Annotated in this window: 23 protein-coding genes; 16 read left to right on the forward strand and 7 right to left on the reverse strand. The window is 39.3% G+C overall.

Going from position 1 to position 24,694, the window contains the following annotated elements; genetic code table 11:
- Nucleotides 1-183: 183 nt before the first annotated feature.
- Nucleotides 184-2,466 carry an NADP-dependent malic enzyme gene (locus J1N10_RS21435; protein ID WP_316044923.1) on the forward strand — a complete coding sequence of 761 codons (2,283 nt, stop codon included), beginning with the start codon at nucleotides 184-186 and terminating at the stop codon, nucleotides 2,464-2,466.
- Between the two features lie 145 nt (nucleotides 2,467-2,611).
- Here the strand turns inward: J1N10_RS21435 and J1N10_RS08960 are convergent, their stop codons facing one another.
- A complete protein-coding gene (locus J1N10_RS08960; RefSeq protein ID WP_262326356.1) occupies nucleotides 2,612-3,781 on the reverse strand; it encodes an adenylate kinase in 1,170 nt (389 codons plus the stop codon).
- A 231-nt stretch (nucleotides 3,782-4,012) separates the two neighbouring features.
- Nucleotides 4,013-4,636 (reverse strand): hypothetical protein, encoded by a 624-nt coding sequence (locus tag J1N10_RS08965; RefSeq protein ID WP_262326357.1) that lies wholly within the window; start codon nucleotides 4,634-4,636, stop codon nucleotides 4,013-4,015.
- 285 nt (nucleotides 4,637-4,921) lie between these two features.
- Between J1N10_RS08965 and J1N10_RS08970 the strand changes: the two genes are divergently transcribed.
- Nucleotides 4,922-6,418: a glutamine synthetase family protein gene (locus J1N10_RS08970; protein ID WP_262326358.1), complete on the forward strand. Its 1,497-nt coding sequence runs from the start codon at nucleotides 4,922-4,924 to the stop codon at nucleotides 6,416-6,418.
- A gap of 320 nt (nucleotides 6,419-6,738) precedes the next feature.
- Entirely contained in the window at nucleotides 6,739-7,212 is a 474-nt protein-coding gene (locus J1N10_RS08975; RefSeq protein ID WP_262326359.1) for a YhcH/YjgK/YiaL family protein, read from the forward strand.
- 63 nt (nucleotides 7,213-7,275) lie between these two features.
- On the opposite strand, the gene J1N10_RS08980 is transcribed toward J1N10_RS08975, so the two are convergent.
- The 5 genes from J1N10_RS08980 to J1N10_RS09000 all read right to left on the reverse strand — a co-directional run bounded on the left by J1N10_RS08980 (nucleotide 7,276) and on the right by J1N10_RS09000 (nucleotide 11,386).
- Entirely contained in the window at nucleotides 7,276-8,595 is a 1,320-nt protein-coding gene (locus tag J1N10_RS08980) for a DUF3570 domain-containing protein (RefSeq protein WP_262326360.1), read from the reverse strand.
- A 21-nt stretch (nucleotides 8,596-8,616) separates the two neighbouring features.
- Nucleotides 8,617-8,835 (reverse strand): DUF4266 domain-containing protein, encoded by a 219-nt coding sequence (locus tag J1N10_RS08985; RefSeq protein ID WP_262326361.1) that lies wholly within the window; start codon nucleotides 8,833-8,835, stop codon nucleotides 8,617-8,619.
- Between the two features lie 16 nt (nucleotides 8,836-8,851).
- Complete coding sequence (locus tag J1N10_RS08990) at nucleotides 8,852-9,757, reverse strand: FAD:protein FMN transferase (protein ID WP_262326362.1); 906 nt, start codon at nucleotides 9,755-9,757, stop codon at nucleotides 8,852-8,854.
- A gap of 83 nt (nucleotides 9,758-9,840) precedes the next feature.
- Nucleotides 9,841-10,278: a thioredoxin family protein gene (locus tag J1N10_RS08995; protein WP_262326363.1), complete on the reverse strand. Its 438-nt coding sequence runs from the start codon at nucleotides 10,276-10,278 to the stop codon at nucleotides 9,841-9,843.
- Nucleotides 10,279-10,750: 472 nt separating this feature from the next.
- Nucleotides 10,751-11,386, reverse strand: coding sequence for a flavodoxin family protein (locus J1N10_RS09000; RefSeq protein WP_262326364.1), 636 nt, complete (start codon nucleotides 11,384-11,386; stop codon nucleotides 10,751-10,753).
- Between the two features lie 136 nt (nucleotides 11,387-11,522).
- Between J1N10_RS09000 and J1N10_RS09005 the strand changes: the two genes are divergently transcribed.
- The 13 genes from J1N10_RS09005 (at nucleotide 11,523) to J1N10_RS09065 (ending at nucleotide 24,037) form a co-directional block, all read left to right on the forward strand.
- Nucleotides 11,523-11,918, forward strand: coding sequence for a DUF2391 family protein (locus J1N10_RS09005; protein ID WP_262326365.1), 396 nt, complete (start codon nucleotides 11,523-11,525; stop codon nucleotides 11,916-11,918).
- 24 nt (nucleotides 11,919-11,942) lie between these two features.
- Nucleotides 11,943-12,446, forward strand: a complete 504-nt coding sequence (locus tag J1N10_RS09010) for a MarR family winged helix-turn-helix transcriptional regulator (protein ID WP_262326366.1) — start codon at nucleotides 11,943-11,945, stop codon at nucleotides 12,444-12,446.
- Between the two features lie 112 nt (nucleotides 12,447-12,558).
- The gene (kamA, locus tag J1N10_RS09015) at nucleotides 12,559-13,872 is read left to right on the forward strand and encodes a lysine 2,3-aminomutase (RefSeq protein ID WP_262326367.1); all 1,314 of its coding nucleotides are present in this window, start codon (nucleotides 12,559-12,561) and stop codon (nucleotides 13,870-13,872) included.
- Nucleotides 13,838-14,695, forward strand: a complete 858-nt coding sequence (gene ablB, locus J1N10_RS09020) for a putative beta-lysine N-acetyltransferase (protein ID WP_262326368.1) — start codon at nucleotides 13,838-13,840, stop codon at nucleotides 14,693-14,695. The genes kamA and ablB overlap by 35 nt, the downstream gene beginning before the upstream one ends.
- 193 nt (nucleotides 14,696-14,888) lie before the next feature.
- A complete protein-coding gene (locus J1N10_RS09025) occupies nucleotides 14,889-15,116 on the forward strand; it encodes a hypothetical protein (RefSeq protein WP_262326369.1) in 228 nt (75 codons plus the stop codon).
- Between the two features lie 250 nt (nucleotides 15,117-15,366).
- Nucleotides 15,367-16,794 carry a sodium:solute symporter family protein gene (locus J1N10_RS09030; protein ID WP_262326370.1) on the forward strand — a complete coding sequence of 476 codons (1,428 nt, stop codon included), beginning with the start codon at nucleotides 15,367-15,369 and terminating at the stop codon, nucleotides 16,792-16,794.
- 29 nt (nucleotides 16,795-16,823) lie between these two features.
- Complete coding sequence (locus J1N10_RS09035; RefSeq protein ID WP_262326371.1) at nucleotides 16,824-17,372, forward strand: GNAT family N-acetyltransferase; 549 nt, start codon at nucleotides 16,824-16,826, stop codon at nucleotides 17,370-17,372.
- A gap of 8 nt (nucleotides 17,373-17,380) precedes the next feature.
- A complete protein-coding gene (locus J1N10_RS09040) occupies nucleotides 17,381-18,454 on the forward strand; it encodes an alanine/ornithine racemase family PLP-dependent enzyme (RefSeq protein ID WP_262326372.1) in 1,074 nt (357 codons plus the stop codon).
- A gap of 5 nt (nucleotides 18,455-18,459) precedes the next feature.
- Entirely contained in the window at nucleotides 18,460-19,071 is a 612-nt protein-coding gene (locus J1N10_RS09045; RefSeq protein WP_262326373.1) for a MarC family protein, read from the forward strand.
- A gap of 189 nt (nucleotides 19,072-19,260) precedes the next feature.
- The gene (locus tag J1N10_RS09050; protein WP_262326374.1) at nucleotides 19,261-20,394 is read left to right on the forward strand and encodes a hypothetical protein; all 1,134 of its coding nucleotides are present in this window, start codon (nucleotides 19,261-19,263) and stop codon (nucleotides 20,392-20,394) included.
- Between the two features lie 9 nt (nucleotides 20,395-20,403).
- A complete protein-coding gene (locus J1N10_RS09055; RefSeq protein WP_262326375.1) occupies nucleotides 20,404-21,960 on the forward strand; it encodes a BCCT family transporter in 1,557 nt (518 codons plus the stop codon).
- 550 nt (nucleotides 21,961-22,510) lie between these two features.
- Entirely contained in the window at nucleotides 22,511-23,032 is a 522-nt protein-coding gene (locus tag J1N10_RS09060) for a DUF4833 domain-containing protein (protein ID WP_262326376.1), read from the forward strand.
- Nucleotides 23,033-23,566: 534 nt separating this feature from the next.
- Nucleotides 23,567-24,037 carry a hypothetical protein gene (locus tag J1N10_RS09065; protein ID WP_262326377.1) on the forward strand — a complete coding sequence of 157 codons (471 nt, stop codon included), beginning with the start codon at nucleotides 23,567-23,569 and terminating at the stop codon, nucleotides 24,035-24,037.
- The last annotated feature ends 657 nt before the right edge of the window (nucleotides 24,038-24,694 follow it).

A 24,694-nucleotide genomic window follows, 5' to 3' on the forward strand; every position in this document is an offset into this window, starting at 1 on the left:
CAAAAGACTGACCTGCAATCCCCTTAAAAACAATACTTAATTGGATTTTACTATTTCCTTTAAGTAACTTTCTTTTATGGAAGAGTGATACAAAACATATAAATATCTGCATATTTATCAATGTTAACCTTAATCTTTTCAAATAATTTTGAGCTTTTAACACATTCATCAAAAAACTAGATCATGTCCACCAACAAACAAGATGCCCTTCAATACCATGAAAATGGCAGACCGGGGAAAATTGAAGTCGTACCAACCAAACCCTATAGCTCGCAACTTGATTTATCTCTTGCTTATTCACCTGGGGTTGCAGAACCTTGTAAAGAAATTGAATTAAACCCCGATGATGCCTATCGCTATACCGCCAAAGGCAACCTCGTTGGCGTTATATCCAACGGAACAGCCGTACTGGGTCTGGGTGATATTGGTGCCACAGCAGGCAAACCTGTTATGGAGGGCAAAGGATTACTTTTTAAAGTTTTTGCCGATGTAGATGTATTCGACATTGAAGTCGATGAAAAAGGAATTGATGACATGGTAAAAGTCGTTAAAGCCATTGCGCCAACATTTGGCGGCATCAACCTGGAAGACATTAAAGCACCAGAGTGCTTTGAAATAGAAACACGCCTGCAGAAAGAGCTGGACATTCCGGTTTTTCACGATGATCAACACGGAACTGCGATCATTTCTGCCGCCGGTTTATTAAATGCCATTGAAGTGGCAGGCAAAAAAATTGAGGACATTAAAGTGGTGGTTAACGGGGCAGGTGCATCTGCTATTATGTGTTCTCGACTCTACATCAGCCTGGGTGTTAAACGCAAAAATGTGTGGATGCTGGATAGCAAAGGTTTGATGACAACGCACCGTACCGACCTGAATAAGTATAAAGTTGACTTCGCACAAGATAGCAAATTGTCAAATTTAGAAGATGTTATTAAAGGAGCCGATATGTTCCTTGGTTTGTCTAAAGGCAATATCCTTTCGAAAGAAATGGTGCAAACAATGGCTGATAATCCGATTGTATTTGCTCTAGCTAATCCCATCCCTGAGATAAGTTACGAAGATGCCATCGCAGCGCGTCCTGATGTAATTGTGGCGACTGGCCGCTCCGATTATCCTAACCAGGTCAATAATGTACTGGGCTTTCCCTTTATTTTCAGAGGAGCTTTAGATGTGAGAGCCAGGGCCATTAATGAAGAGATGAAAAAAGCGGCTGTTTATGCCTTGGCCGAATTAGCTAAAAAAGAAGTGCCCGACCAGGTAAATGCTGCTTACAAAAGTCAAAACCTCATCTTTGGCAAAGAATACATTATCCCCAAACCTCTTGATCCAAGATTGATTACCGAGGTGGCACCAGCCGTAGCTAAAGCAGCCATGGAAACAGGTGTAGCGCGGCTCGATATTATTGATTGGGATCAATATAAGATTGATCTGATGAAGCGAATGGGCATTTACAATAAACTGGTACGCGATATCAGAACCCGTGCTAAATCGGACAAGAAACGCATTGTTTTTTCTGATGCCGATTCTTTTAAAGTCTTAAAAGCCATTGAAGTTGTGCGCTCTCAAAATATTGCCGAGCCAATTTTACTGGGTGATAAACAAAAAATTGAAGAAATAGCCAATAAAAACAACCTCAATGTGTTGGATCTGCAAATCATCGACAACAAATCTAAGAAAGCCGCTAAAAAACGCGCTGAATATGCAGAAATATTATATCAAAAACGACAACGCAAAGGATTAAATAAAGAAGAAGCACTCTATCAGATGTTAGACCAAAATTACTTTGGAGTAATGATGGTGGAAACAGGCGAGGCTGATGGTTTTCTAGGTGGATTTTCTAACAAATATGCTGACACCATTCGTCCGGCTTTGCAGATATCCGGCACCAATAACACACTGAATCACATAGCAGGCATGTACATTGTGATGACCAAAAAAGGGCCCTTCTTCTTTGCTGATACAACAGTTAATTATGAGCCATCGTTCCGCACATTAGCTGATACTACACTTCTGACTGTTAATGAGGTGAAGAAGTTCAACATCGATCCCGTGGTTGCGATGGTGTCCTACTCCAACTTTGGATCCACACGCGATGGTAGTCCAAAGCGAGTGCGTGAAGCTGTAAAATATCTACACGACAATTATCCAAGCTTGCTGGTCGATGGAGAAATGCAGGCCAATTATGCTTTTAATGCCGAACTACGCTCCAAACGCTTCCCCTTCTCAAAATTGGGTGACAAAGATGTTAATACCATTATTTTCCCAAGTTTGAGTTCGGGTAATATTGCCTACAAAATGATGCATGAGTTAGGCCAGGTAGAAATTATCGGCCCTATTTTATTGGGTATCCGAAAACCAATTCATGTACTGCAACAGCAGAGCTCGGTCCGCGAAATTGTAGATATGGCAGCTATTACAGTTGTTGATGCACAGACTAAAAAGGATCAGATTATTGAATTATAATAGAGCAGACTAATAACCCGAGTTCGATTTTAATTTTACGACAAACTCAGGTTAATCAACAAAAGAGCGCAAAGCATGGATGGAATTCCAACAGCTTTGCGCTTTTTTATTATCCCTTTCAAGCTAACAAATACTTAACTGTGCATTAGTCGAGAGATTTAAAACTACTCTCTATTTCTTTTGACACCCGCTCCATCACTTCATCGAACGAAGCAGTGCCATCAATCTCAGCCACATGATGTATTTCCCTGTATTTATCAATCACTGGCATAGTCTTGTCCTGATGCTCCTGCAGCCGCTTAACTATTTTCTCTGTGCTCGTATCGTAAGGCATGCAGGCATCTGTTTTACTACGGTTATCCAGTCGTCGAATTAATTCCAGCGTATCCACTTTTAATTCCATAATTTTATTGATAATGGAATCATGCTTCTGCAGAATCCCATCCAGAATATAAGACTGCACCAACGTACGTGGATAGCCTTTGAAAATAAAGCCCTTTGCTTTCTTCGATTGCTCAATCTTCTTTTCAATCAATTGAATAACCATTTCATCAGGCACCAACTGCCCATTCTCATACAACTCCTTCACTTTCACGCCCAGCGGTGTTCCGTTCTTTATTTCTTCGTCAATCATATCGCCGGTTGACACAAACTCCAGCTTGTATTTTTCAGCAATGGCTTTCCCTAGCGAACCTCGTCCCGACCCCGGCGAGCCGAACAACACAATGTTCACCTGTTTTTTAGCAAGTACTTTATTAACTACCTTCCGGATATCTGATGTTACTTTTTTAATCTTCTGTACACCATTAACAGCTACGTAATTACCTTGCTCTTTATAAAAGTCGAGCACAGGCTTAGTTTTCTCATCGTATTCTCGTAAACGGTTCCGTATTACCTCTTCATTGTCATCTAATCGCCCTGAAGTCTCCCCTCTTAACAATAAGCGCTGAACGGATTCTTCCTCGGGTACTTCAACACTTATCAACAAATCCAGCTTAGTGCGCAACTTAATCATCAATCCTTCAAGAATATAGGCTTGAACATACGTACGTGGAAAACCATCAAACAGGAAACCATTTGCATCAGGATTGTTTTTAATGGTTTTTTCAATAATCTGCACAATAATCTCATCCGATACCAGACCTCCTTGCGCTATAATACTCTTGGCCTGTAATCCCAGTTTCGTTTCTTCAGCCAACTCTTTACGCAAAATATCGCCGGTTGAAATATAAAACAGGTTGTATTTTTTAAGTAGAAATTCTGATTGAGTGCCTTTACCAGCACCCGGTGGGCCAAAAAGAGCAATATTTAGCATAGCACAGATTTTAGGATGTACGTGATTAAATTTGAGTCAGTTGAATATATCAATTTAATTCGAAAAGGACAAACGCGTGTGCTTTAAGAGTTGGACATTTACAGGTGGATTAAGGATTAAATCGTAAAAGATTCGATTAATATCTATAGAACTATCAAATCAGTTTACCAATTCAAAAAATAAACAACTCAACAGTTTGTCAATTCGGTAGTTCGACGATTTGTCAAAACCTTAGAAGCGGTTATATGGATTACGCGGGTGCATCAATGGCGTGAAACCAGGTGATGGATTATAGAAAGTCGGATATTTACTCACTCCAAAAGAGACTTCTGCACTAAAGTTATCGGAGAATTTATAGCCGACATAAGTTGATGCTCCATAATTACTCAGACCCTTAAATTGAGAGTTCTCATTTTCAGGCATTGTTGTATCCAGAAAAACAGCCGCGCCTGCATACCACTTGTCATTTATTAAGTAAGTGCCTTGGGCATAAACGCCAAACTGCAACATTGATTCGTCCAGCGTTAGCTTGGTAGCATCAACTACTCCCCACACAGGCACGTTATAGTAATTAGTGCGACTCACATAAGGCAACACATCTACCTGAAACTTTTTTAATGGCATTAAGGACCATTGCGGTGCCAGGTAAGTATTAAAACCATACATATTCCCAAAATCGGAAAAAGCACTCACTCCAACATTCATACTAAAGTCAGCTATTGGTAAGGTATCTGAAATAGATGAGAGGTCACTTTTCAACATATCAGCATTTAAGCCACCAAACTCACTTGTCTCTTGTCCAATTGTGTGAATATTCAAGCCCAATAAAAGCAGTATCACTAACCTTAGTCGCATATTCTGTTTTTTTGCCCGATAAACATACAAAAATCACACCATAGCTCCGTACTTTTTCAACAAACAGACTTATAAAATCGATAATAAACCAAACCACACATTACTACTATTACTCACGCTACCCCATTCATTTTATTTTTTTAAGGTCTTTTTTTCACTTTTCTATACCAAAACCCCATCCTCATGCTTTAAAACATATCCATTTTTCGAATTTAATGACTTTCATCATCCATTTACTATTTTTCTCTATGCATCTTGCAATTGTCAAAAATTTAAGAAACAACCATGAACTTATCTGTTACTTTAAATCCCAATCCATTGGTGAAATATTTGCAGAAACCAGCATCTGATTTCACAAAAGAGGATATCATTAAATATATGGAAGCCAACGAAATCAGAATGCTTAATTTCAGATACGTTGCTGAAGATGGCCGCTTAAAAAGCCTAAACTTTGTTGCTTCCAGCCTTGAACATTTAGATGCTATTTTATCAGCAGGCGAACGTGTTGATGGCTCCAGCTTGTTTTCTTTTATGGAAGCAGGAAGCAGCGATTTGTATGTTGTCCCTCGCTACAGAACAGCATTCTTAAATCCTTTCTCGGAAGTGCCTTCTTTGGAAATCCTTTGCTCCTTCTACGATCACAAAGGGCAGGCATTGGAATCGGCTCCTGAAAACATCTTACGAAAAGCACACAAGCACTTTATGTCATCAACAGGCAAGAGTATGAAGTTTTTAGGTGAATTGGAGTACTATGTTAATAGCGAGCGCTCAAGTAATTTCCCGGCATCTGACCAAAAAGGTTACCACGAATCAGAGCCCTTTGCCAAATTTGAAGCCATGCGCAAAGAAGCACTAAAGTTAATTGCGCAGTGCGGTGGTCAAATAAAATACGGTCACGCTGAAGTTGGCACTTTTACAGCCGGTAACGAAGCTTACGAGCAGCACGAGATAGAATTTTTACCAACCGACCCAGAGTTTGCTGCTGATCAAATGCTAATTGCCAAATGGGTATTGCGCATGTTAGCAGAAAAGCTGAATGTTGAAATCAGTTTTGCTCCTAAAATCACTGTTGGAAAAGCTGGTAGTGGTCTTCACTTCCACATGTTAGTCGAGAAAGATGGCAAAAATATAATGCTGGGCGATAATGGACTAAGCGACACTGCTAAGAAAGTGGTTGCCGGCATACTAGATATGGCAGATGCCTTAACTGCCTTTGGAAATACCATTCCTACTTCATACCTACGCCTTGTACCTCATCAGGAAGCTCCGACCAATATTTGCTGGGGCGACCGCAACCGTTCGGCTTTGGTTCGCGTACCTCTTGGCTGGACTGGTGGTGTTGAAAACATGATTTTTGATGCTAACCCTGGCATTAACATTACGCCTGCACCAACCGACAGCAAGCAGACTGTTGAGTTCCGCGCTCCAGATGGTTCTGCCAATATTCATTTAACCATTGCCGGATTAATAACAGCAGCTGAGCATGGTATTAACATGCCTGATGCATTAGATAGAGCTGAAAAGCTATATGTAAATGGCAATATCTTTCATCAAATGCCGGAAGGTGGACTAGAGCAATTACCAACATCTTGCTACGAATCGGCTGAGCGACTAGAGAGCAAACGTGAACTATTCGAAAACAATGGCATTTTCCCTGAGCGTGTTATCAACCATACCATTGAAAAACTAAAAGGTTTTGAAGATAAAAACCTCAGCGAACGCCTGTATGGCAAAAATGATGAAATTAGGGAATTGGTATTAAAATACATTCATTGTCAATAAACCAAAATCTGTATACTTTCCACATTGCTTCGCAATGTTATTACTTAGTATTTGCACAACTAAACCTGTTGAGGGCTGGGATATAATTGTCCAGCCCTTTGCATTTAATAGTTAACTGAATAATTCCTAATATTACCCCTCCCCTTTCCTGCTTCAAGGTACTCCCCCTTGAAAAAGGCGAAGAAGAATTCACAGCTTGTAAAATATACTTTGCCTTTAAAACACGGAAATCTATAGTTTACTCCTTCATCCAAATACAACAAACTCTTAAACTAATTCGAAAATACACTATCTTTGGTAACAACCTTAAAATAATTATAATGGCAATAACTGGCACATTAGCAACTCTATACAAACAGAGCTCTGAGCATTTTCAAAAAGCACTTAACTACCTTAACAACACCAATCTTGAGGAAATTTTTAAAGAAGTAAGCATCAATAAACCTCTTGAGGTAGAAATTGATGGCCGACAGGTTTTTGCTATCTTCCAAACCTATGAAACCAAGGCTATCTCAGAAGCTAAGATGGAAGGCCACAAGAAGTACATTGACATTCAATACATCCACAAAGGCGTTGAGCAAATATTGGTGGCTCCTACAAGCAGAATGGTGAAAGAAGGTGACTATGACTCAGACAAAGACCTGCATTTTTCAAAAGTAGCCGACTACTCCAATTTTCGATTAACTGCAGGAATGGGTTGTATTTTATACCCCGAAGACCTTCATGCTCCTTGCATCAGCATTGATGCACCATCGGTTGTTGAGAAGATTGTGATTAAAGTAGCTGTATTGTAAAACAAATCCGGCAGTCACAATTGTACCGCCGGATGAATTCTATTTGTAACATACCGTTTCATTTTACTTATCGATAACGATACTTAATCCTCCCGTTATTATCAAGGCATCCAGTCCGGTGCTCCTATCATATTTATTACAGGTTAAATCAATACTTTTAACGTGCCAACTACCAATGTGCATCTTCGTAAAAACATCGGTATAAGTAACACCAAATCCATATTGATCGGCAGTATAATTAGACATATCGTAATCGGAAGTATAGTACCTATCCGTTGATAAATGCTGGTTATATGGAGCAAAATAATCAATAGCCGATTGATCGTAATAGCGATACATTGGGTATAAAGTGAACTTGGGACTTACCTTTATCGGCAACTCTACATTAAAAGTATTCGAATTAACACCCCAGTCGTCATAATAGTAACGATAAAAAGTACGCAACACAAAAACTTCATTGATGTAGTAATTTAGTCGTCCACCAATGGCCAGCTTCAAACGCGTGTCTGGCAAGCGCTCAATATCATCAGCCAGGTGAAAGTTATCGATATACGACGCATCAAAATCACTAAAATAAACCCGTTGAAACGGTGTTGACAGCAGACCACTCTGCTGTACCAAATCTATTGCAATGGAGCCTTGCAGTCGCTTACTTAGTATTTGTGAAAAATTTAAGCCCACAGCATAAGAGTTACGAGCCGTTTCATCCAACTCGTTAAACTGAGGTGAATAGTTCTCATTACCTGTTATCTCGTTTTCGGTAAATAAAGGATCTTCCAAGCCCAAACCACCATCTTTAAACGGACGTAATTCCGATGGATACAACTCATCCCATTTATCAAGAAAAACATTCCCTTTTACGGTTAATTCTGTATTTTTCTCATTAAACAACATTGTATAACTGGCTCCAAAGCCAAAAGAAAAATAATCGTACTCTGAGGCCAAAGACAGGTTCGCTGTCCAAATACGGTTTCGGTCATCGGAACTATGAGAATATGTCGTTCCTATCCCCTTCCAAACATCACTTCCCGAAGCACCAGAAGCCTGCACAAATGGGTCGGCCGGACGACTTGAAAAAGGATCGATATTTCCTGAAGATGCTGACGTATAAGCCGAGATGCCCGCATTAATAGTTAAAACATCGTCTTCATTGAGAGGTATAGCAATCACAACGGTTGCTGTTTCATTTATCAACTCCTCCGTTCCCCTGCCTCCTGTTACTGCAGCATTATCACCATCCTGAGTATAATAACTTCCTACAAAATCAATTTCCGTCTGTTCCAACACCCTTTTCTTATAAACCTTAGTTGAATCAGTTTGCTGGGCAATCGACATTCCAGCAATAGAAAAACACAATAAAATTAATACGATATATCTAATCATTTCTTCCTTCTTACTTTACTATTAATTACATCCGCAACCACCACCAGTCTTGCCTCCATTGGCTCCGGCTGCAGCTTCCCTGTAGGCATGGAAGGTTTTAATGTTTTGACGCGCTTTCTTATCAGCCAAAGCCATGTCAGGATCATTAAGGTTAACTTGCTCATAACCTTTTACAGCCACACAAGAACCAAGCGAAGCTATGGTTATTATGCCAATACACATCACTATTATTTTCTTCATCTCTATCACTATTAGATTACTGCTTATTCATATTTTCAATTAAGATATTATCTGATTGATGCACCAATCCTTTATCATCAACAATAATACAATCTACTTTCGGCAACTGGTTAATCATATCAATACCAGCCTCTATACCCATCACAAAAAGTGATGTAGCTAAAGCATCGGCCAGCTCGGCGGATGGCGCAAAAACCGTAGCGCTAACAATACCTTTGGAAGGGTAGCCTGTTCGTGGATCAATAATATGAGAGTAGCGTTCGCCACCAAACTCAACATACTTTTCATAATCGCCCGAGGTAACAACGGCTCCGTCTTTTATGGGCAACAGGGCAAATGTTTTATGCTTATCCATTGGATTAACAATCGCCACCTTCCATTCCTGCCCATCAGGTTGTTGGCCCCAACTATTCATATCGCCCGAAGCATTAATTATACCTGCCTGAACACCCTTTGACATGAGGAGTGCCTTTGCCTTATCGGCGGCATAACCTTTCCCTATAGCTCCAAAACCTATCTTCATTCCCTTCTTTGCCAGATAGACAGTATGCTTTTGTGCATCCAACACAATATTTTGAAACCCAACTTTTGCAACCGAGGCTTTTACATCAGCATCAGATGGCATGTTTGTCATGCTTCCATCAAACTTCCAGATACGATCCATGGATGCATAGGATATATCAAATGCCCCATCAGTCAGAGCTGATAAACGGACTGCACGCTGAATTAACTCAAACAACTCAGCTTCAACAATAACCGCTTCAACACCTGCCTTTTCATTAATCAGTGACGTTTGCGAATGCTCATCCCACGATGATATCAGTCCTTCGATACGTTTAATTTCATCGATGGCCAACTGTATATAAGCACTTCCCTCTTCTTCGGTATTGGCAACCACGGTAATGTCAAATCGACTACCCATCAAAAGCAGGGTTCGCTTATAAGGCTTTTGGGCCAAAGCTCCAATTGACAGGAAGCTTAAAAAAATAAATAACAGTTGTTTGTTCACTTTATAATACCCTCAATCTTTTTAATATAATTGGCTACGCTTACATTTTCATAACCTAACTTACCTAACACTTTTCCGGTGCTATCCATAACAACTACTAAGGGGAAATAGCCCTCGGTATTATATTTTTCAGCCAGCTTTCGATTATGAGCTTCTTGTTCATTACTAAGTTTATTCTTTTTGCGTCGCGGAAAGTCAGCCTTTAGCATTACCAAATGTTTTTGTGCATAAGTCTTGAATTCATCTGTATCAAAGATTTCTCTTTCAAGCTTCATACAAGGTGCACACCAGTCCGAGCCTTGAAATACCAAAACAATTGCTTGTTGCTTTTCTCCAGCCAGCTGCTGTGCCGTAGCAAAGTCTGTTTGCCAATTTTGCGATGCCAGATGCTGTACAAGCATCAACATGCCTAATAATGGAATTATCTTTTTCATTTATACAAAAATCATTAACATCAATACTACAGTTTTTATAACTTCTAATAGTCAACAACAATATACCCCCATTAAATACAGTTGAGAAAGTTATTGTTTATAACAGCTATATTCTTTAAAAGTTGTCCCACTTTTCATTCTTTAGAAAACGATTATATTAATCTAAATAGTACCAATTGATTATTTAAGAAAATAAAACATCATTAACCACACATAAAACAAGCAAAAGAGGGAATGAATGAAATACGATAATTGGCTTATTTTCCAACCTAAGCATCGAATGAACAATACAAAAAAACCCGAAAGCAGCAGATAAAGCTTCCGGGTCAATATTATCAGTCGTAAGTATGATTAGCGATAATCGTCCTACTTATTAATGCAAACCGATAGTCTTTCAAGGGGTTATAACTACAAAGAAACCACTACCATTCACGACAACAAATAACTTTCATCACTGCTGACTAGTCCGGATTTACCTCACAAAATTAGTATACACCTTCTCTTCCTGCGCAGGAGCTTCCACGCTACCTATCCCTGCTTCAATAAGTTGAAGAAGATAGGCCATATTTCTGCCCAATACACGCATAATCTGCACTCCTTCTTCATCTTGCATCACCTCGCCGGGTGCCGCACCATGTATCACATTCCAATAATTAGAGGTTGGGATAAACATTTCAGCGTAGTTCAAAAAGTTATTCATCTCATTGAAGGTAGGCAAACCACCCGAACGGCGCACCGCAGCTATACTAGCCCCAACCTTATGGCGGAACAGGTTACCATTGGAGCCAGACACATAAAAAGCCCGGTCGAGAAATGCCTTGATATTAGCACTTAAAGCCGCATAATGCACCGGCGAACCAAAGATCACACCATCAGCTTTTTTCATCAACTGAATCCAGTCATTAACACCATCCGTTTTAATAATGCATCGCTCATCTTTGTTCTCACGGCATTTTCCGCAAGCGAGGCAACCTTTAATGCCCTTATTGCCCAAGTGAACAATCTCCACTTCAATACCTTGTTTCTCCAACTGCTCACATACGATTTTCAAGGCATGGTAAGTATTGCCTTCCTTTTTAGGACTTCCGTTAAACGCAACTACTTTCATAGGTCGATGATTTTATATTTGGTCAGAGCACATGCTCATTACAAAAATAAAAATATTAAGCCAACGAGTGTTAACTACTTTTCCCTGACCTGGTATCTGATGTTTGATTAATAGCTTAATTCAGTACATTTGTTAAATGATTAAAAAACTTGACCTGGAAGATTTAAGCCAACTAATCATTGGCTCATCAGTTCTATCTGTCCCAATTGCTTTTACCGAAGAAGCATGGAATATGAGCAGAACCTTACCAGCTATTAACTTAGTTGTCGTCATCATTTTAAGCCTAAGTTTTATTAGCATATATGCTTTTCGCGGCATCTACCAGGGTAAAGTAAAAAACCGAATACGAACCTATATCTTTAGGGTTTTATTTGATTATTTCGTTACTTTTTGTGTTGTCATAATTGTATTATTTGCACTCAATAAATTTCCGATACTTTCAGATATGTACATTGCTCTAAAAAGAGTAATAATCATCTCATTCCCGGCATCCATGGGTGCGATTGTTGTAGATAGCTTTGATAAAGAATAATAGCGCATTAATAAAGATTAACTAATGGATACACAAGAAATATTAATCAAAATCAGAAAGATCGTTCGATCAATAGACATAGAATCTAAGAAAATCCAAAAAGAATATGGTGTTAGCATACCTCAGGTACTTTGCCTTAGCTATCTGCGAGAATCACCAAACTATCAAGCTACGCAAGGAGAAATACGCAAATATGTCAATCTCAACTCCAGCACCGTTAGCGGCATTATTAACCGCCTGGAGAAAAAAGGATATCTGGCCCGATTGCCAAAGGCCGGGGATAAACGTGTTGCAAATATTGTTTTAACTTCAGCTGGTGATGAATTACTAAAAACCATTCCACCATTGCTACACGAACAATTATCAGAACGTTTAGATAAATTAGACAGCACTGAATTATCAAAATTAGAAAATGGCCTGGAGTCTTTGGTGGCTCTATTGGACATCGAACAAGTAGACGCCTCTCCAATCATCATGTTAAAGATTGATAATGAACAACAAGGAGACTTAGATTCGGAAGTTGAATAAGTAATCCAGACCTTATTTTCATAGGAACAATCATGACACACAAGATGCCGTGATTAGGATATTTATTGTATTTTATCTAATTTTGTTCGCATAGAAACAATTTAACGATTAGATGATTTATAATGAGATTCAGCAAGAGATCGAAAACAAAATTGAAAACACCTGCGAAGCGTCCAGATGGAAAAACTGGAAGTGGCAACTCAAAAACACCATTCGCAATCTAGAAACCTTCGAACACCTGACAGGCATACAATTCGAAAGAAAGGAACGCGAAGCACTAAAAAAAACCTTTCAAAAATTCCCCCTGTCTATTACCCCCTATTACCTTTCATTAATTGACCAAAATAATTACCATAACGACCCTGTTTTCAAGCAGGCCTTTGGTGGTACTGATGAATTATCTGTATTAAAATCAGAAATGTCCGATCCGCTTTCGGAGGATAAAGACAGCCCCATCGAAGGCATCACCCATCGCTACCCCGACAGAGTTCTGTTTCATGTGAGCAATATGTGCGCTATGTATTGCCGCCATTGCACACGCAAACGTAAGGTCGGAGATACTGATTTCGTGCCCTCTAAAGAACAATTACTAAAAGGCATTGAATACATCAGGCAAAATCCGCAAGTGCGGGATGTTTTATTATCCGGTGGCGATCCATTAATGCTGCCCGATGAAAAGATAGACTGGCTACTTACAGAACTCCGGAGCATTAAACACATCGAAATTATTCGTATAGGAACAAGAATTCCGGTTGTGTTACCATATCGCATCACCGATAACCTAGTATCGCTATTAAAAAAACACCAGCCGCTGTGGATCAATACCCATTTTAACCACCCTAATGAAATCACCAGTTCAGCCAAAGAAGCACTGGCAAAGCTGGCCGATGGCGGTTTCCCATTGGGTAATCAATCGGTGTTATTAGCAGGCGTGAATGATTGTCCCAGAATCATGAAAAAACTATTGCACAAATTGGTACAAAACCGGGTACGCCCCTACTATTTGTATCAATGCGATTTATCTGAAGGACTATCTCATTTCAGAACACCTATCGGCAAAGGCATTGAGATAATGGAGAGCCTTATAGGTCACACCAGTGGCTTTGCCCGCCCAACATACGTGATTGATGCGCCAGGTGGGGGTGGAAAAATACCTGTGATGCCTAACTATATAATCTCCTGGTCTACGAATAAAGTTGTCCTTCGTAATTATGAAGGCGTTATAACAACCTATAAAGAACCCGACAACTACGAGCATAAATTGTGCGACCACCAATGCGATGATTGCACCCTGGAACTGAACATCAGTGAACGGGATGAATCAAAAGCCATTGGAATTGAAAAGCTTTTATCTGATTCGTCAGATGTAATTTCTTTAATACCTGAAAATAATGAACGTTTACAAAGAAGAGACGATAGTAAGTGATGTAGTAGAAAGTATTGGAAACGGTTCTTTGATACAACATGGCAAACACAACGATCGTGTTTATTTAATGAAGCTAAATAAACGCGACGCTACAACAATGCCTGTTGAGTTAACAAAAATGGCTCGGGCAGAAGGCTATACAAAGATTTTTTGCAAAGTGCCTAAATGGGCAGCCCCATTGTTTTATGCCAATGGTTTTATCCTCGAGGCAGCCATCCCACAGTTCTATAACGATGAGGAAGATGTATTTTTCATCTCTAAATTTTTAAGCTCTGACAGGTTGCTAAACATCGAAAAGGATAAACTGAATGGGCTTGGCCAACTGCTTTATCAGCAGAAAGAGGCCAAGACATTAACCAGCTCCTCCTATAACATCAGGCCACTGGGCATTCACGATATCAATCAGATTGCCCATATATACGATGAAATATTTGAAACCTACCCCTTCCCAATTCACGACCCGGCATTTTTAAAGGAATCGATGGAGAACGACATCCATTACTTTGGCGCTGAAAAGAATGGAAAGATTGTAGCTGTGGCAGCTGCCGAAGTTGATCGCAAAGGTGGCAATGCCGAAATGACTGACTTTGCCACCCTTAAAGCCCATCAAGGCAACCGACTGGCAACCTATATTTTACAAACAATGGAGACAGAAATGCTAAAGCAAAACATTACCTCTCTATATACCATTGCCCGACTCAACTCTCTTCCGATGAATAAAACATTCTTACGAGCTAACTACCAGTATGCCGGAACTTTAATTAAAAACACCAACATAGCCGGTAGCATCGAAAGCATGAACATTCTTTATAAACACCTATAGAAAAAACCTTCACTTATGCCCCCAAAAAAATGCCCTTACACAAAAAACTGCGAATTATATAACGGTAAAAAAACCATTGAAAAACCACCCTTGCTCATCTATAAAAACGTGTTTTGCCATAGAGGAGTAAAAGGTTGGAACAATTGCAAACACTACAATGAAATAAATAATAATCAGTTAGAAAAATGTTAGTATGAAAGAAGTAAAATCTATCAAACTCACATCACTCAACAATGAAATAGAAAAGGAAATTCTTTTACTATTAAAAGAAGAAGGTCAATGCATTTACGGAGAAATCATTAAGCAATCGAACCTCTCTTATAACAAAGGGAAAGAGACAATCTACTCACTGATAAACAAAGGCTATATACGATATGCCGGGCGTAGCACAAAATTAGAGCTCGCCATTGACCTGATTTAATTCTAAATGGGGCAAACGACAGCTTGCTTACATGGGAAGAAGCCAATCGTTCCTTCTAATAGCAGACAGGACGTTCTTTTATGTATTCACTATCCGTCTTCCTGCTGATGCATATGACGAGTAACAGATTGTAATTTCACTCAAACCAAAACGACAGTCAAACGTGGCTACCAACTACAATCCAGAGCTTTTACCTGCCCTTTGCCCCATTTCTTTTTCGACTGACCATAACAACTTAATTAAAGACTTCATGCACTTTATTGATATACTTATTTTTGTCATCTACCTGATTGCCATGCTAGGTGTGGGCTTCTTCTTTATGATGCGCAATAAAACACCCGATGATTATTATGTTGGAGGACGAACACTAAAAGCCGGCCACATTGGCCTTTCAGTTGTAGCAACCGATGTAGGAGGCGGCTTTTCTATCGGACTGGGAGGACTGGGCTTTATCATGGGACTATCCGGTAGCTGGTTACTCTTCACAGGCTTGATTGGCGCCTGGCTGAGCGCCGTCTTCTTAATCCCGAAAGTATCCAAAATAGGAAAAGCCCAAAAACTCTTAACATTCCCCCAATTTCTGGGTGGCGTTTACGGTAAACGCGTGGCCTTATTTGCCGGTATCATCTCAGCGATTGGTTACATCGGCTTTACCTCTTCGCAAATACTGGCCGGTGCTAAGCTGGCAGCTTCTACTTTTCCTGAACTATCAATTGAAATAGCGCTAATCGTTATGGGAACCATTGCAGTTGTCTATACAGTACTGGGCGGACTTAAGGCGGTCATCTACACCGATACCATTCAGTGGATTATCTTAATGGGCGGCTTATTATTCGTTGCCTTACCTTTTGCCTATTTCAAGGTGGGTGGCATAGAAACGATTCAGAAAACCTTAAAGCCCGATTTCCTAAGCCTGACAGCTGTCTCCTGGTCACAAATCGTTAACTGGATGTTTACGATTGTCCCCATCTGGTTTATTGGCATGACCTTGTATCAGCGCATTTATGCCGCTAAAGATACCAAAACAGCTCAACGAGGCTGGTTAATCGCTGGTTTGTTTGAATATCCATTAATGGCTTTCCTTGGAGTAAGCCTGGGAATGTTTGCTCGCGTGGCCCTGGAGAATGGACTTCTGACGGATTATACTTTATCCACTCTGGATGCTGAAATGGGCTTGCCCGTTTTACTGCGAACCATATTACCGGTTGGCTTTATGGGCATCGTCCTTTCGGCCTACTTTTCGGCCATCATGTCAACAGCCGACAGCTGCCTCATGGCCGCTTCTGGTAATGTATTGACCGATGTATTTAAACTACACAAGTCAAAGTACAACTTACGATACTCGCAACTCATTACATTAATAATAGGCGTTTTAGCCTTATTTATCGCCCTAAAAGTAACCAGTGTGCTTGAGCTTATGCTCCACTCTTATTCCTTTATGGTATCCGGTATGATCATACCTGTATTAGCAGCCCTATTTCTTAAAAAACCCAACCCCAATGCGGCGCTTATCGCTATGATTTCAGGTGGTTTTACAACACTATGTCTCATCTTATTAGACGTTTCAATAATATGGGGACTTGATGCTAACATTGTTGGCATAAGTGTTTCGGCAGTGACCTACGCCATCGAGCACCTCATTTCTAATTGGCAAAAGACGGATTTGACCTATTATTAAGGTTAATTATCACGCAAATCAATCACATTATGAACGATGTACATAACCTGACAAGGTGGCACAATTTAACTGCAAAGCAGAAGAACAAAAACAAAGAACAAGAACAGCATAAATTTAAATCGATGATGTTAGAAATTAAAAAATTCAATAGTGACAAAGATTTTATTGAAGTCAGCAGAAATGAATATGTTGATTTTCTTTTTACTCACCTGGGCGAATATGGCGACCCTAAAGAAGACATAAACAAATGCCTCAACTATGCCTTCTCATCAGAAAAAAGTGAAGGCGGATTTGCGCTGGCGGCTTTTTTCAATAACGAACTTGTTGGTGCACTAGTCATTAACCACACGGGCATGAGCGGTTATATACCCGACCACATTTTAGTGTACGTTGCTGTTGATAAAACATACAGAGGACGAGGTTTTGGTCAGCAAATAATAGAAGAAGCCTTTGCCCATTGCCATGGCGATGTCAAATTACACGTCGAATATGACAATCCTGCAAAAAAATTATATGAACGCATTGGCTTTAAAACGAAGTATGCAGAAATGCGTTACTCCAATAATGTAAATAAATAATAGCAGCGATGGCATTTATCACATTAAACAAAGAAAAGTTAAAGAGTAACTTTAATTACCTTAACAAAATCTTTAAAAGCAACGACATTCAGTGGTCGGTTGTTTCAAAACTACTTTGCGGTAACAAAGATTACCTGAAAGTACTAATGGATCTTGGCATCACCGATTTCTGTGATTCCCGCATCTCCAACCTAAAAACAATCAAACAGCTCAATCCCAAAGTTAAAACCACTTACATAAAGCCACCTGCCAAAAGATCGATACCCAGTATTGTAAAGTATGCCGACGTTAGTCTCAACACCGAAATTAATACGATTCAGCTATTATCTGAAGAAGCTATTAAACAAAATAAGGTTCACCAGGTGATTATAATGATTGAACTTGGCGAATTACGAGAAGGAGTGATGGGCGATAAGTTTATGCAGTTTTACAAGCAGGTTTTTAGATTAAAAAACATTGAAGTAGTAGGCATTGGCACCAACCTCTCTTGTTTATACGGCGTACTTCCTAACCACGATAAACTCATTCAATTATGCTTATACGAACAATTAATTGAGGCTCGATTCAACAAACAAATTGAGTTTGTTTCGGGTGGTTCATCAGTTACCATTCCTTTGATTTTTCAGAGTCTACTGCCGAAAGGAATTAACCACTTCCGGGTGGGTGAAACGCTATTTCTTGGCACCGATGTATACAATAACACAACCTACAAAAACATGAAGCCAGATGTGTTTCGACTATACTCTGAAATCATTGAGTTAAGTGAAAAACCATTGGTCCCAATGGGTGAGATGGGCGTAAATGTAGAAGGTGAAGAGAAGGAATTTGACAATAAACAAGTCGGACAAACATCCATTAGAGGCATACTCGATTTAGGGCTATTAGATGTGGATGAAAAACACATTACACCTGTTGATCAAGCCATCAGCTTTGTAGGCGCAAGCTCAGACATGCTTGTTGTTGACCTCAAAAACAACCCAAATAACTATAAAGTTGGCGATTTGATAGAATTTAAGATGGATTACATGGGAGTCTTGCGCATTATCAACTCAAAATACATTGAAAAACGCGTGAAAAATTAATATGTATGTCAGATTTCATTCGTTCTATTACACTTTTACTTATTCTACTTAACCCTTTTTTATTAATTGTTTACCTCATCGACATTGTTAAAAGCAAATCGATGTACGTGTTCATTAAAATACTCATCCGAGCTGGGTTAATAAGTTTCGTAACCTTTTCGTGCTTTGCTATTTTAGGTGATAGCATATTTAATAGTGTTTTTAATGCCCGCTTAGCCTCCTTTCAGATTTTTGGTGGAATTATTTTTCTACTAACAGGTATTCAATTTGTATTTAAAGGCAATTCGTCCATCGAATCGCTCCGAGGCGAATCAAAACATGTGGCAGGTGCCATTGCCATGCCCATCTTTATAGGCCCTGGCACCATTAGCTACAGCGTACTAATAGGCGAACAATTGAACAACTATCTGGCACTGGCTGCAATTGGCTGTGCTGTTTTATTGTGTATTTCTATAATTGCATTGCTTAAAATAATACACGACAGAATACAAACTAAAAAAGAAGAACTCATAGAGCAATACATTGATATTGCCGGCCGAGTTATAGCCATGCTATTAGGAACTGTATCGATTGAACTAATTATGACCGGTGCCGACTATTGGCTAGATATACTCTAGAATAAAGGCAATTAAAGATAGTTCGCATAGAACAAATTTGTTATTTCACACCATAAAATATACCTTTGCGACCTCGAAAAAATCTACACATCCATTATTGAGGTTATCTGGTTTCAAGCTGTTTTTGAAACCTTTCAGCTAGGAATAACATCCAAGAGGGAGTAACAATTTGAACAAAGAATTAATAGTATGCGAATCAAAAAATGGATCTTTATTGCTTCATTTCTAACAAGTAGTCACCTTGTAGCTCTTTCTCAGTCCGACGAAAAACCTAAAGTGAATATAGGCGGAGCTTTACGTTTTAACTACAACCTCTCCGATTGGAAAGATGAACAGACAAAAAGAGGAGGTGATTTTGGCTATGATGTATTCCGAATCAATGCTACCGGTAGTTATAAAAAGATAGGTTTCAATGCCGAATATCGTTTCTATTCGAATAGTTTTGGAGGCGGCATGTTAAAACAAGGCTGGATAGAATACAACACCGATAATAACAGTACCTGGCAGCTTGGACTCAACCAGGTGCCGTTTGGTTTACAGCCTTACAATTCTAACAGTTGGTTCTTTAATCTGCCATATTACGTTGGACTGGAGGACGACCACGACATGGGTATAAAATGGATGAAGACGTATACACGCCTGCAGTTACAAGTTGCATTCTACAAAAATGCTGAAGAATTAAACTTTGGCAATACCTCTGCTATTTCAGCCAATCGCTATTCATACGACGTTTCGGGGCGAAACAAAGAGGTAAATCAGGCTAATGTTAAACTGGCCTATAACTTTGGGTCCAACAATTCATCCAGTATAATTTTATCGGCCATGTATGGCGGTTTATACAATATTGTGACAAACAAAATTGGCGATCACTCGGCTTTTGCAATCGGGTATCGCTACAGTGGAAAGAAGTTAGGGCTCAAGCTTCAGGCACTAACTTTTAATAAAAATCCAAACGATTCAACGCAATACAAAGATGTTATTGAAATGGCAGCCTATGGTGCGCCATACCAAGTTGCGGCTAAAGGGCAAATAGTAAGTGCCGGAGCTTCGTATACGCTACCATGCAAGCATGAAGCAATTGATTACCTCATGCTTTACAACGATTTCTCATGGTTTAATAAGTCGAATAATAATTTTCACGACTCGTATATGAATGTTCTAGGTTGCCTGATCGCAGCTGGACCAATCTACACTTATATAGATGCTGCATGGGGTAAAAATCATGCCTGGCTAGGACCTGAATGGACCAATGCATTTGCAGAAGGAACAGCAAATGCAGATTGGCACCTGCGTTTTAACGTTAACATCGGTTATTATTTTTAGTAAGATATTATGGAACAGAAATACAAAAGAAGCGACAAGCGAACTTTTTTAGGTATTAAAGCAAATGGACCGGTTTTTATAACCTCCTTATTAGTTATTTCAATACTGGTAATTACAACCCTTATTGTTGGAAAACCTATGGAAAAGTATTTTTCGCAAATACAATCAACTGTTTCCAACAAAACAGGATGGTTTTTCATCCTGATGGTTAATGTAATGCTGCTATTTGCACTGTTTTTAGGTTTCAGCAAATTTGGTAAGATTCGCTTAGGCGGTAAAGATGCAAGACCTGAATTCTCGAAAAAAGGTTGGTTTGCCATGCTTTTTAGTGCCGGAATGGGAATTGGCTTATTATTTTGGAGTGTGGCCGAACCTATTTTTCACTATAATAGTAATCCTTTAACCGACAATACTGACAAGATAGAAGCAGCCAAATCCGCAATGGGCATTACTTTTCTGCATTGGGGCGTTCACGCTTGGGCAGTTTATGCAATTGTTGGATTAGCCCTGGCCTTTTTCACATTTAACCGAAAGCTTCCATTGACCATTCGCTCTATTTTCCATCCTTTATTGGGTGATAAAATATATGGTCCTATTGGCGACGCCATTGATATTATATCAGTTATAGCCACTATTTTTGGTTTGGCTACCTCTCTTGGCTTTGGCGTGCAACAAGTTAATGCAGGCTTAAGCTACCTATTTAATTTCGAGCTCAACACAACAGTTCAAATTATACTGATAATTGTGATAACAGGCATAGCAACCTTATCATTGATACTTGGCCTTGATAAAGGCATACGCCGCCTCAGCGAGTGGAACATGCGTTTTGCCCTGATTTTATTGATATTTCTATTATTAGTTGGCCCCACTGTATTCTTAGCTAAATCGTTTGTTCAAAACTTAGGCCATTACCTCAATGAATTTTTTGAACTCAGCTTCTGGACCGAGTCATACAAAGGTGTTAATGAAACCAAGCACTGGCAAAACTCATGGACTGTATTTTATTGGGCCTGGTGGATTTCATGGTCTCCATTTGTTGGTATCTTTATTGCTCGCATCTCCAGAGGACGAACAATAAAAGAATTCATTCTTGGTGTATTACTGGTTCCCACACTATTAACTTTTATCTGGATGTCGGTATTTGGAGGCAGTGCACTATACCAGGAATTAATAGGCAACACAGCCATTACCAACGCCGTTAATGACAATGTTGCAACAGCCATTTATAAGCTACTCGAACAATATCCTCTTGCCTTTTTATCGTCGCTTTTAGCCGTGATATTGGTGGCTAGTTTCTTTGTAACATCATCTGATTCGGGCTCTATGGTAGTAGATACACTAACATCGGGAGGCCGACACGACGCTCCTGTTGGTCAGAAGATATTCTGGGCTTCAATGGAAGGCCTGGTAGCTGGCATTTTATTAATTGGCGGAGGTTTAACAGCCTTACAAACAGCTTCAATATTAACCGGTTTACCATTTGCACTATTATTGATTGTGCTTTGTTACAGCTTCTACAAATCATTAAGCAACTATTATGATGATAACATTAAAAAAGGTCAGTAGATAATTGTAATTAGCTTAAACAATCGGTCATAATATAATCAATGCCCACAAGAGGCTGTACAAAAACACCTAAAGAAGCCGCTCACTGAGCGGAGTCGAATTGATGATTAACTGATAATTAACTTCAATTACATTTCATCTCGACTCCGCTCGATGAGCAAATGTTAATTTTGGACATCCCCTTTTATACGAATACTACCACCCCCAATCCGGAGAAACTACTAAGGTTGAAATATCCAGAAGTAGGCACTTCTTTTTATCTCCCAAGTCTATACAAAGATAAATAAGGAACTGACTGGTATAAACAGGTTCTGTGACACCGGTGTTTTTTAGATGGATATCAACGTTATACCTTTATATACTATTTGCAATTGATTGTGTGATATATTAAATTGGCGTGCATTACATAAGGTGGAGCATAAAGAAACGGCATCCAATTTCCCTCACAAGAGGATAGCCCGCTCCGGAATTGGTTTGGAGGACAGTTTTTCTTAAGAGTTGCCCCCGTGCATCGGGCAGGCATCCAACGATTGAAAATGAATTTATATAGATGAAAATACTTTTCATTCAATTATTACTAATCCTGAATTTCAAAGCTGTTACAAGCTACCCGATTCCAGAAAAGAAACCTGAGCTGCTTTTTTATATTCAGCGCTCAACAAACACCAATACAGTAATATACGAAGCCAATTTTAACGAAAAGGGATGGTTAGATCCTAAAAAACCAGTAAACATCTATTGGCTTATGTACGAAGAAGGTAAGAAAACAGAAGACCTGTCCTTCTTTGAAAAGCACTATGCCTTTGGTGTAAAAACAAAACCCTGCGAAAATGATTCAAACACTTATTGGCTGAGGCTTGTCTCACAAAAGCAACTTCCCGTAAAGCTTGTGCAAACCGAACCATTTAAAGTAAGCGCACTGATACAAAAAAACGATAACACCTACCTCTTTGATCATATTTTTATCACATCAGATGAGTCTGGCTTGTGGCCCGAAGTAGAATCAATTGAACTATTTATGCACTCTTTAGACAGATCAACAACAATAAGCGAATTTATTAAGCTTGATTAAGCAACAAGACTTAGAAACAACTTCTTTAAATAGCGATGCTATTGTTCATGTGTAACTGTTTTAATGGGTATTCACGAACTTGTGTTTCGCATCGGTTTTGCTTCATATGAGAGCATAATTCATTCAAAATAACTCACAAAAACAAAATTTAAACAGTTTCTTAAAATAATATACATATTCCACTATTAACAACAAACTTCACAGAGACCTGGGCGTGGATAATACTTTTAAAAGAGGTTTTGCTTTTTCGAATTTTAGTTAAATAAATTCTACACTCCCAATCAACACCCACATCCTCCAACTTGTTTGATTAACAACCCCAACACCCATCCCAGATATACTATTTTTGTTAGTCAGTAATATTTTCATCTTTATCAAAATAAAACGGGCGTTAATCAAGGAAAATCTGTTTCGAAAGTAATTTTATTGTTAATTTATTATTAATTAAAAAGCACGAATCACAGCTGTCCGTCGGTCTGCAAACTTTGGGGCAGCGTGGTTCGCGCTCATTGTAACATTTCAAATATATGAAAAATGAAGAATAATCATTCGGAAAGCATCCCAAAGGATGTGATTGAAGCAGCCATAACTAAATTAACTGAGGTTAAAAGTGCATTGGCTCCTTATTCAACCACTTTAACCAAAGATGAAAGAAGAGCCTTACCCAAGATGGGTGAAAAGACATTGGCTTTCGTTACAAATTCGCATGACTACAGCACACAATATCCTGAGCTTATGCCCTCATTTGCCAAACAGGAAGATTTTGATATTGATGTAGCCGATGCCACAGGCTTATTGCCGGTTGAAGGTTTATTAAACGAACTGGCAAGTCAGATAAACGATACAGCTATGCTGGCAGGCAGTGAAGCCTATAACACTGCATTATTGTTTTATAACAATGTGAAGTTAGCAGCCAAGAATAACGTTCCAGGTGCAAAAGAAGTATACGACGACCTGAAAACTCGTTTCCCAAGTACACGACGCAAGGTTAACATAGAAGAGTAAATCAGAGAAATCCGGACGCAGACCTCCGGATTTTTTTACGACCTATAGCATTTAACCGCTTAGCGCCCGGATGGTTTTAGTGAGTGCTACAAAAGTCCAACTTTTGCAGTGCCTTTCTCAGCACTTCATAATAAATGCTCCGTCCAATCAGTTATTTTCTTCGCCTTCAATTTTAAAAGCTCCGGCTTCTGTTTGTATTTCTAATGCTACCACCTGAAAAGCTCAACTCACGCTTCTTTTTGCTCTGCCCTTCCCTTATTTTTCTCAAGTCCTGATTCTTTTTTCTCTGATGGTTTCATTTTTTTTCAGCGAGGCCCATTCATTGGTCTCCGAAAGACCTGTTGCTACACTCCGAAACCGAAGCTAATTTCTTCGGCGTTGGAGAAAATTTGTCAAACACCGGAGTGCTAAAAGCCGGCGTTTGAAGCAAAATAAGTCGTGCCCGGGGAAAATATAACCGCCACCATAGAAAAGATGACTGGCTTCGCTGAAAATAAGATGGAGGCTGAAGAAGACCGGATAGACAATTGAGTATTTATTGAAAGAACTGCAGATAAAAAACTATTTGAAGCAGTTATACCAATCATATTTTAAAATGATCTGTATGTGTATAGTAAAAACTACAATCGTATGGAGGAGAATGTCCAAAAACATTAC

The sequence above is a fragment of the Carboxylicivirga litoralis genome (assembly GCF_025499605.1).
Lineage (GTDB): Bacteria > Bacteroidota > Bacteroidia > Bacteroidales > Marinilabiliaceae > Carboxylicivirga > Carboxylicivirga litoralis.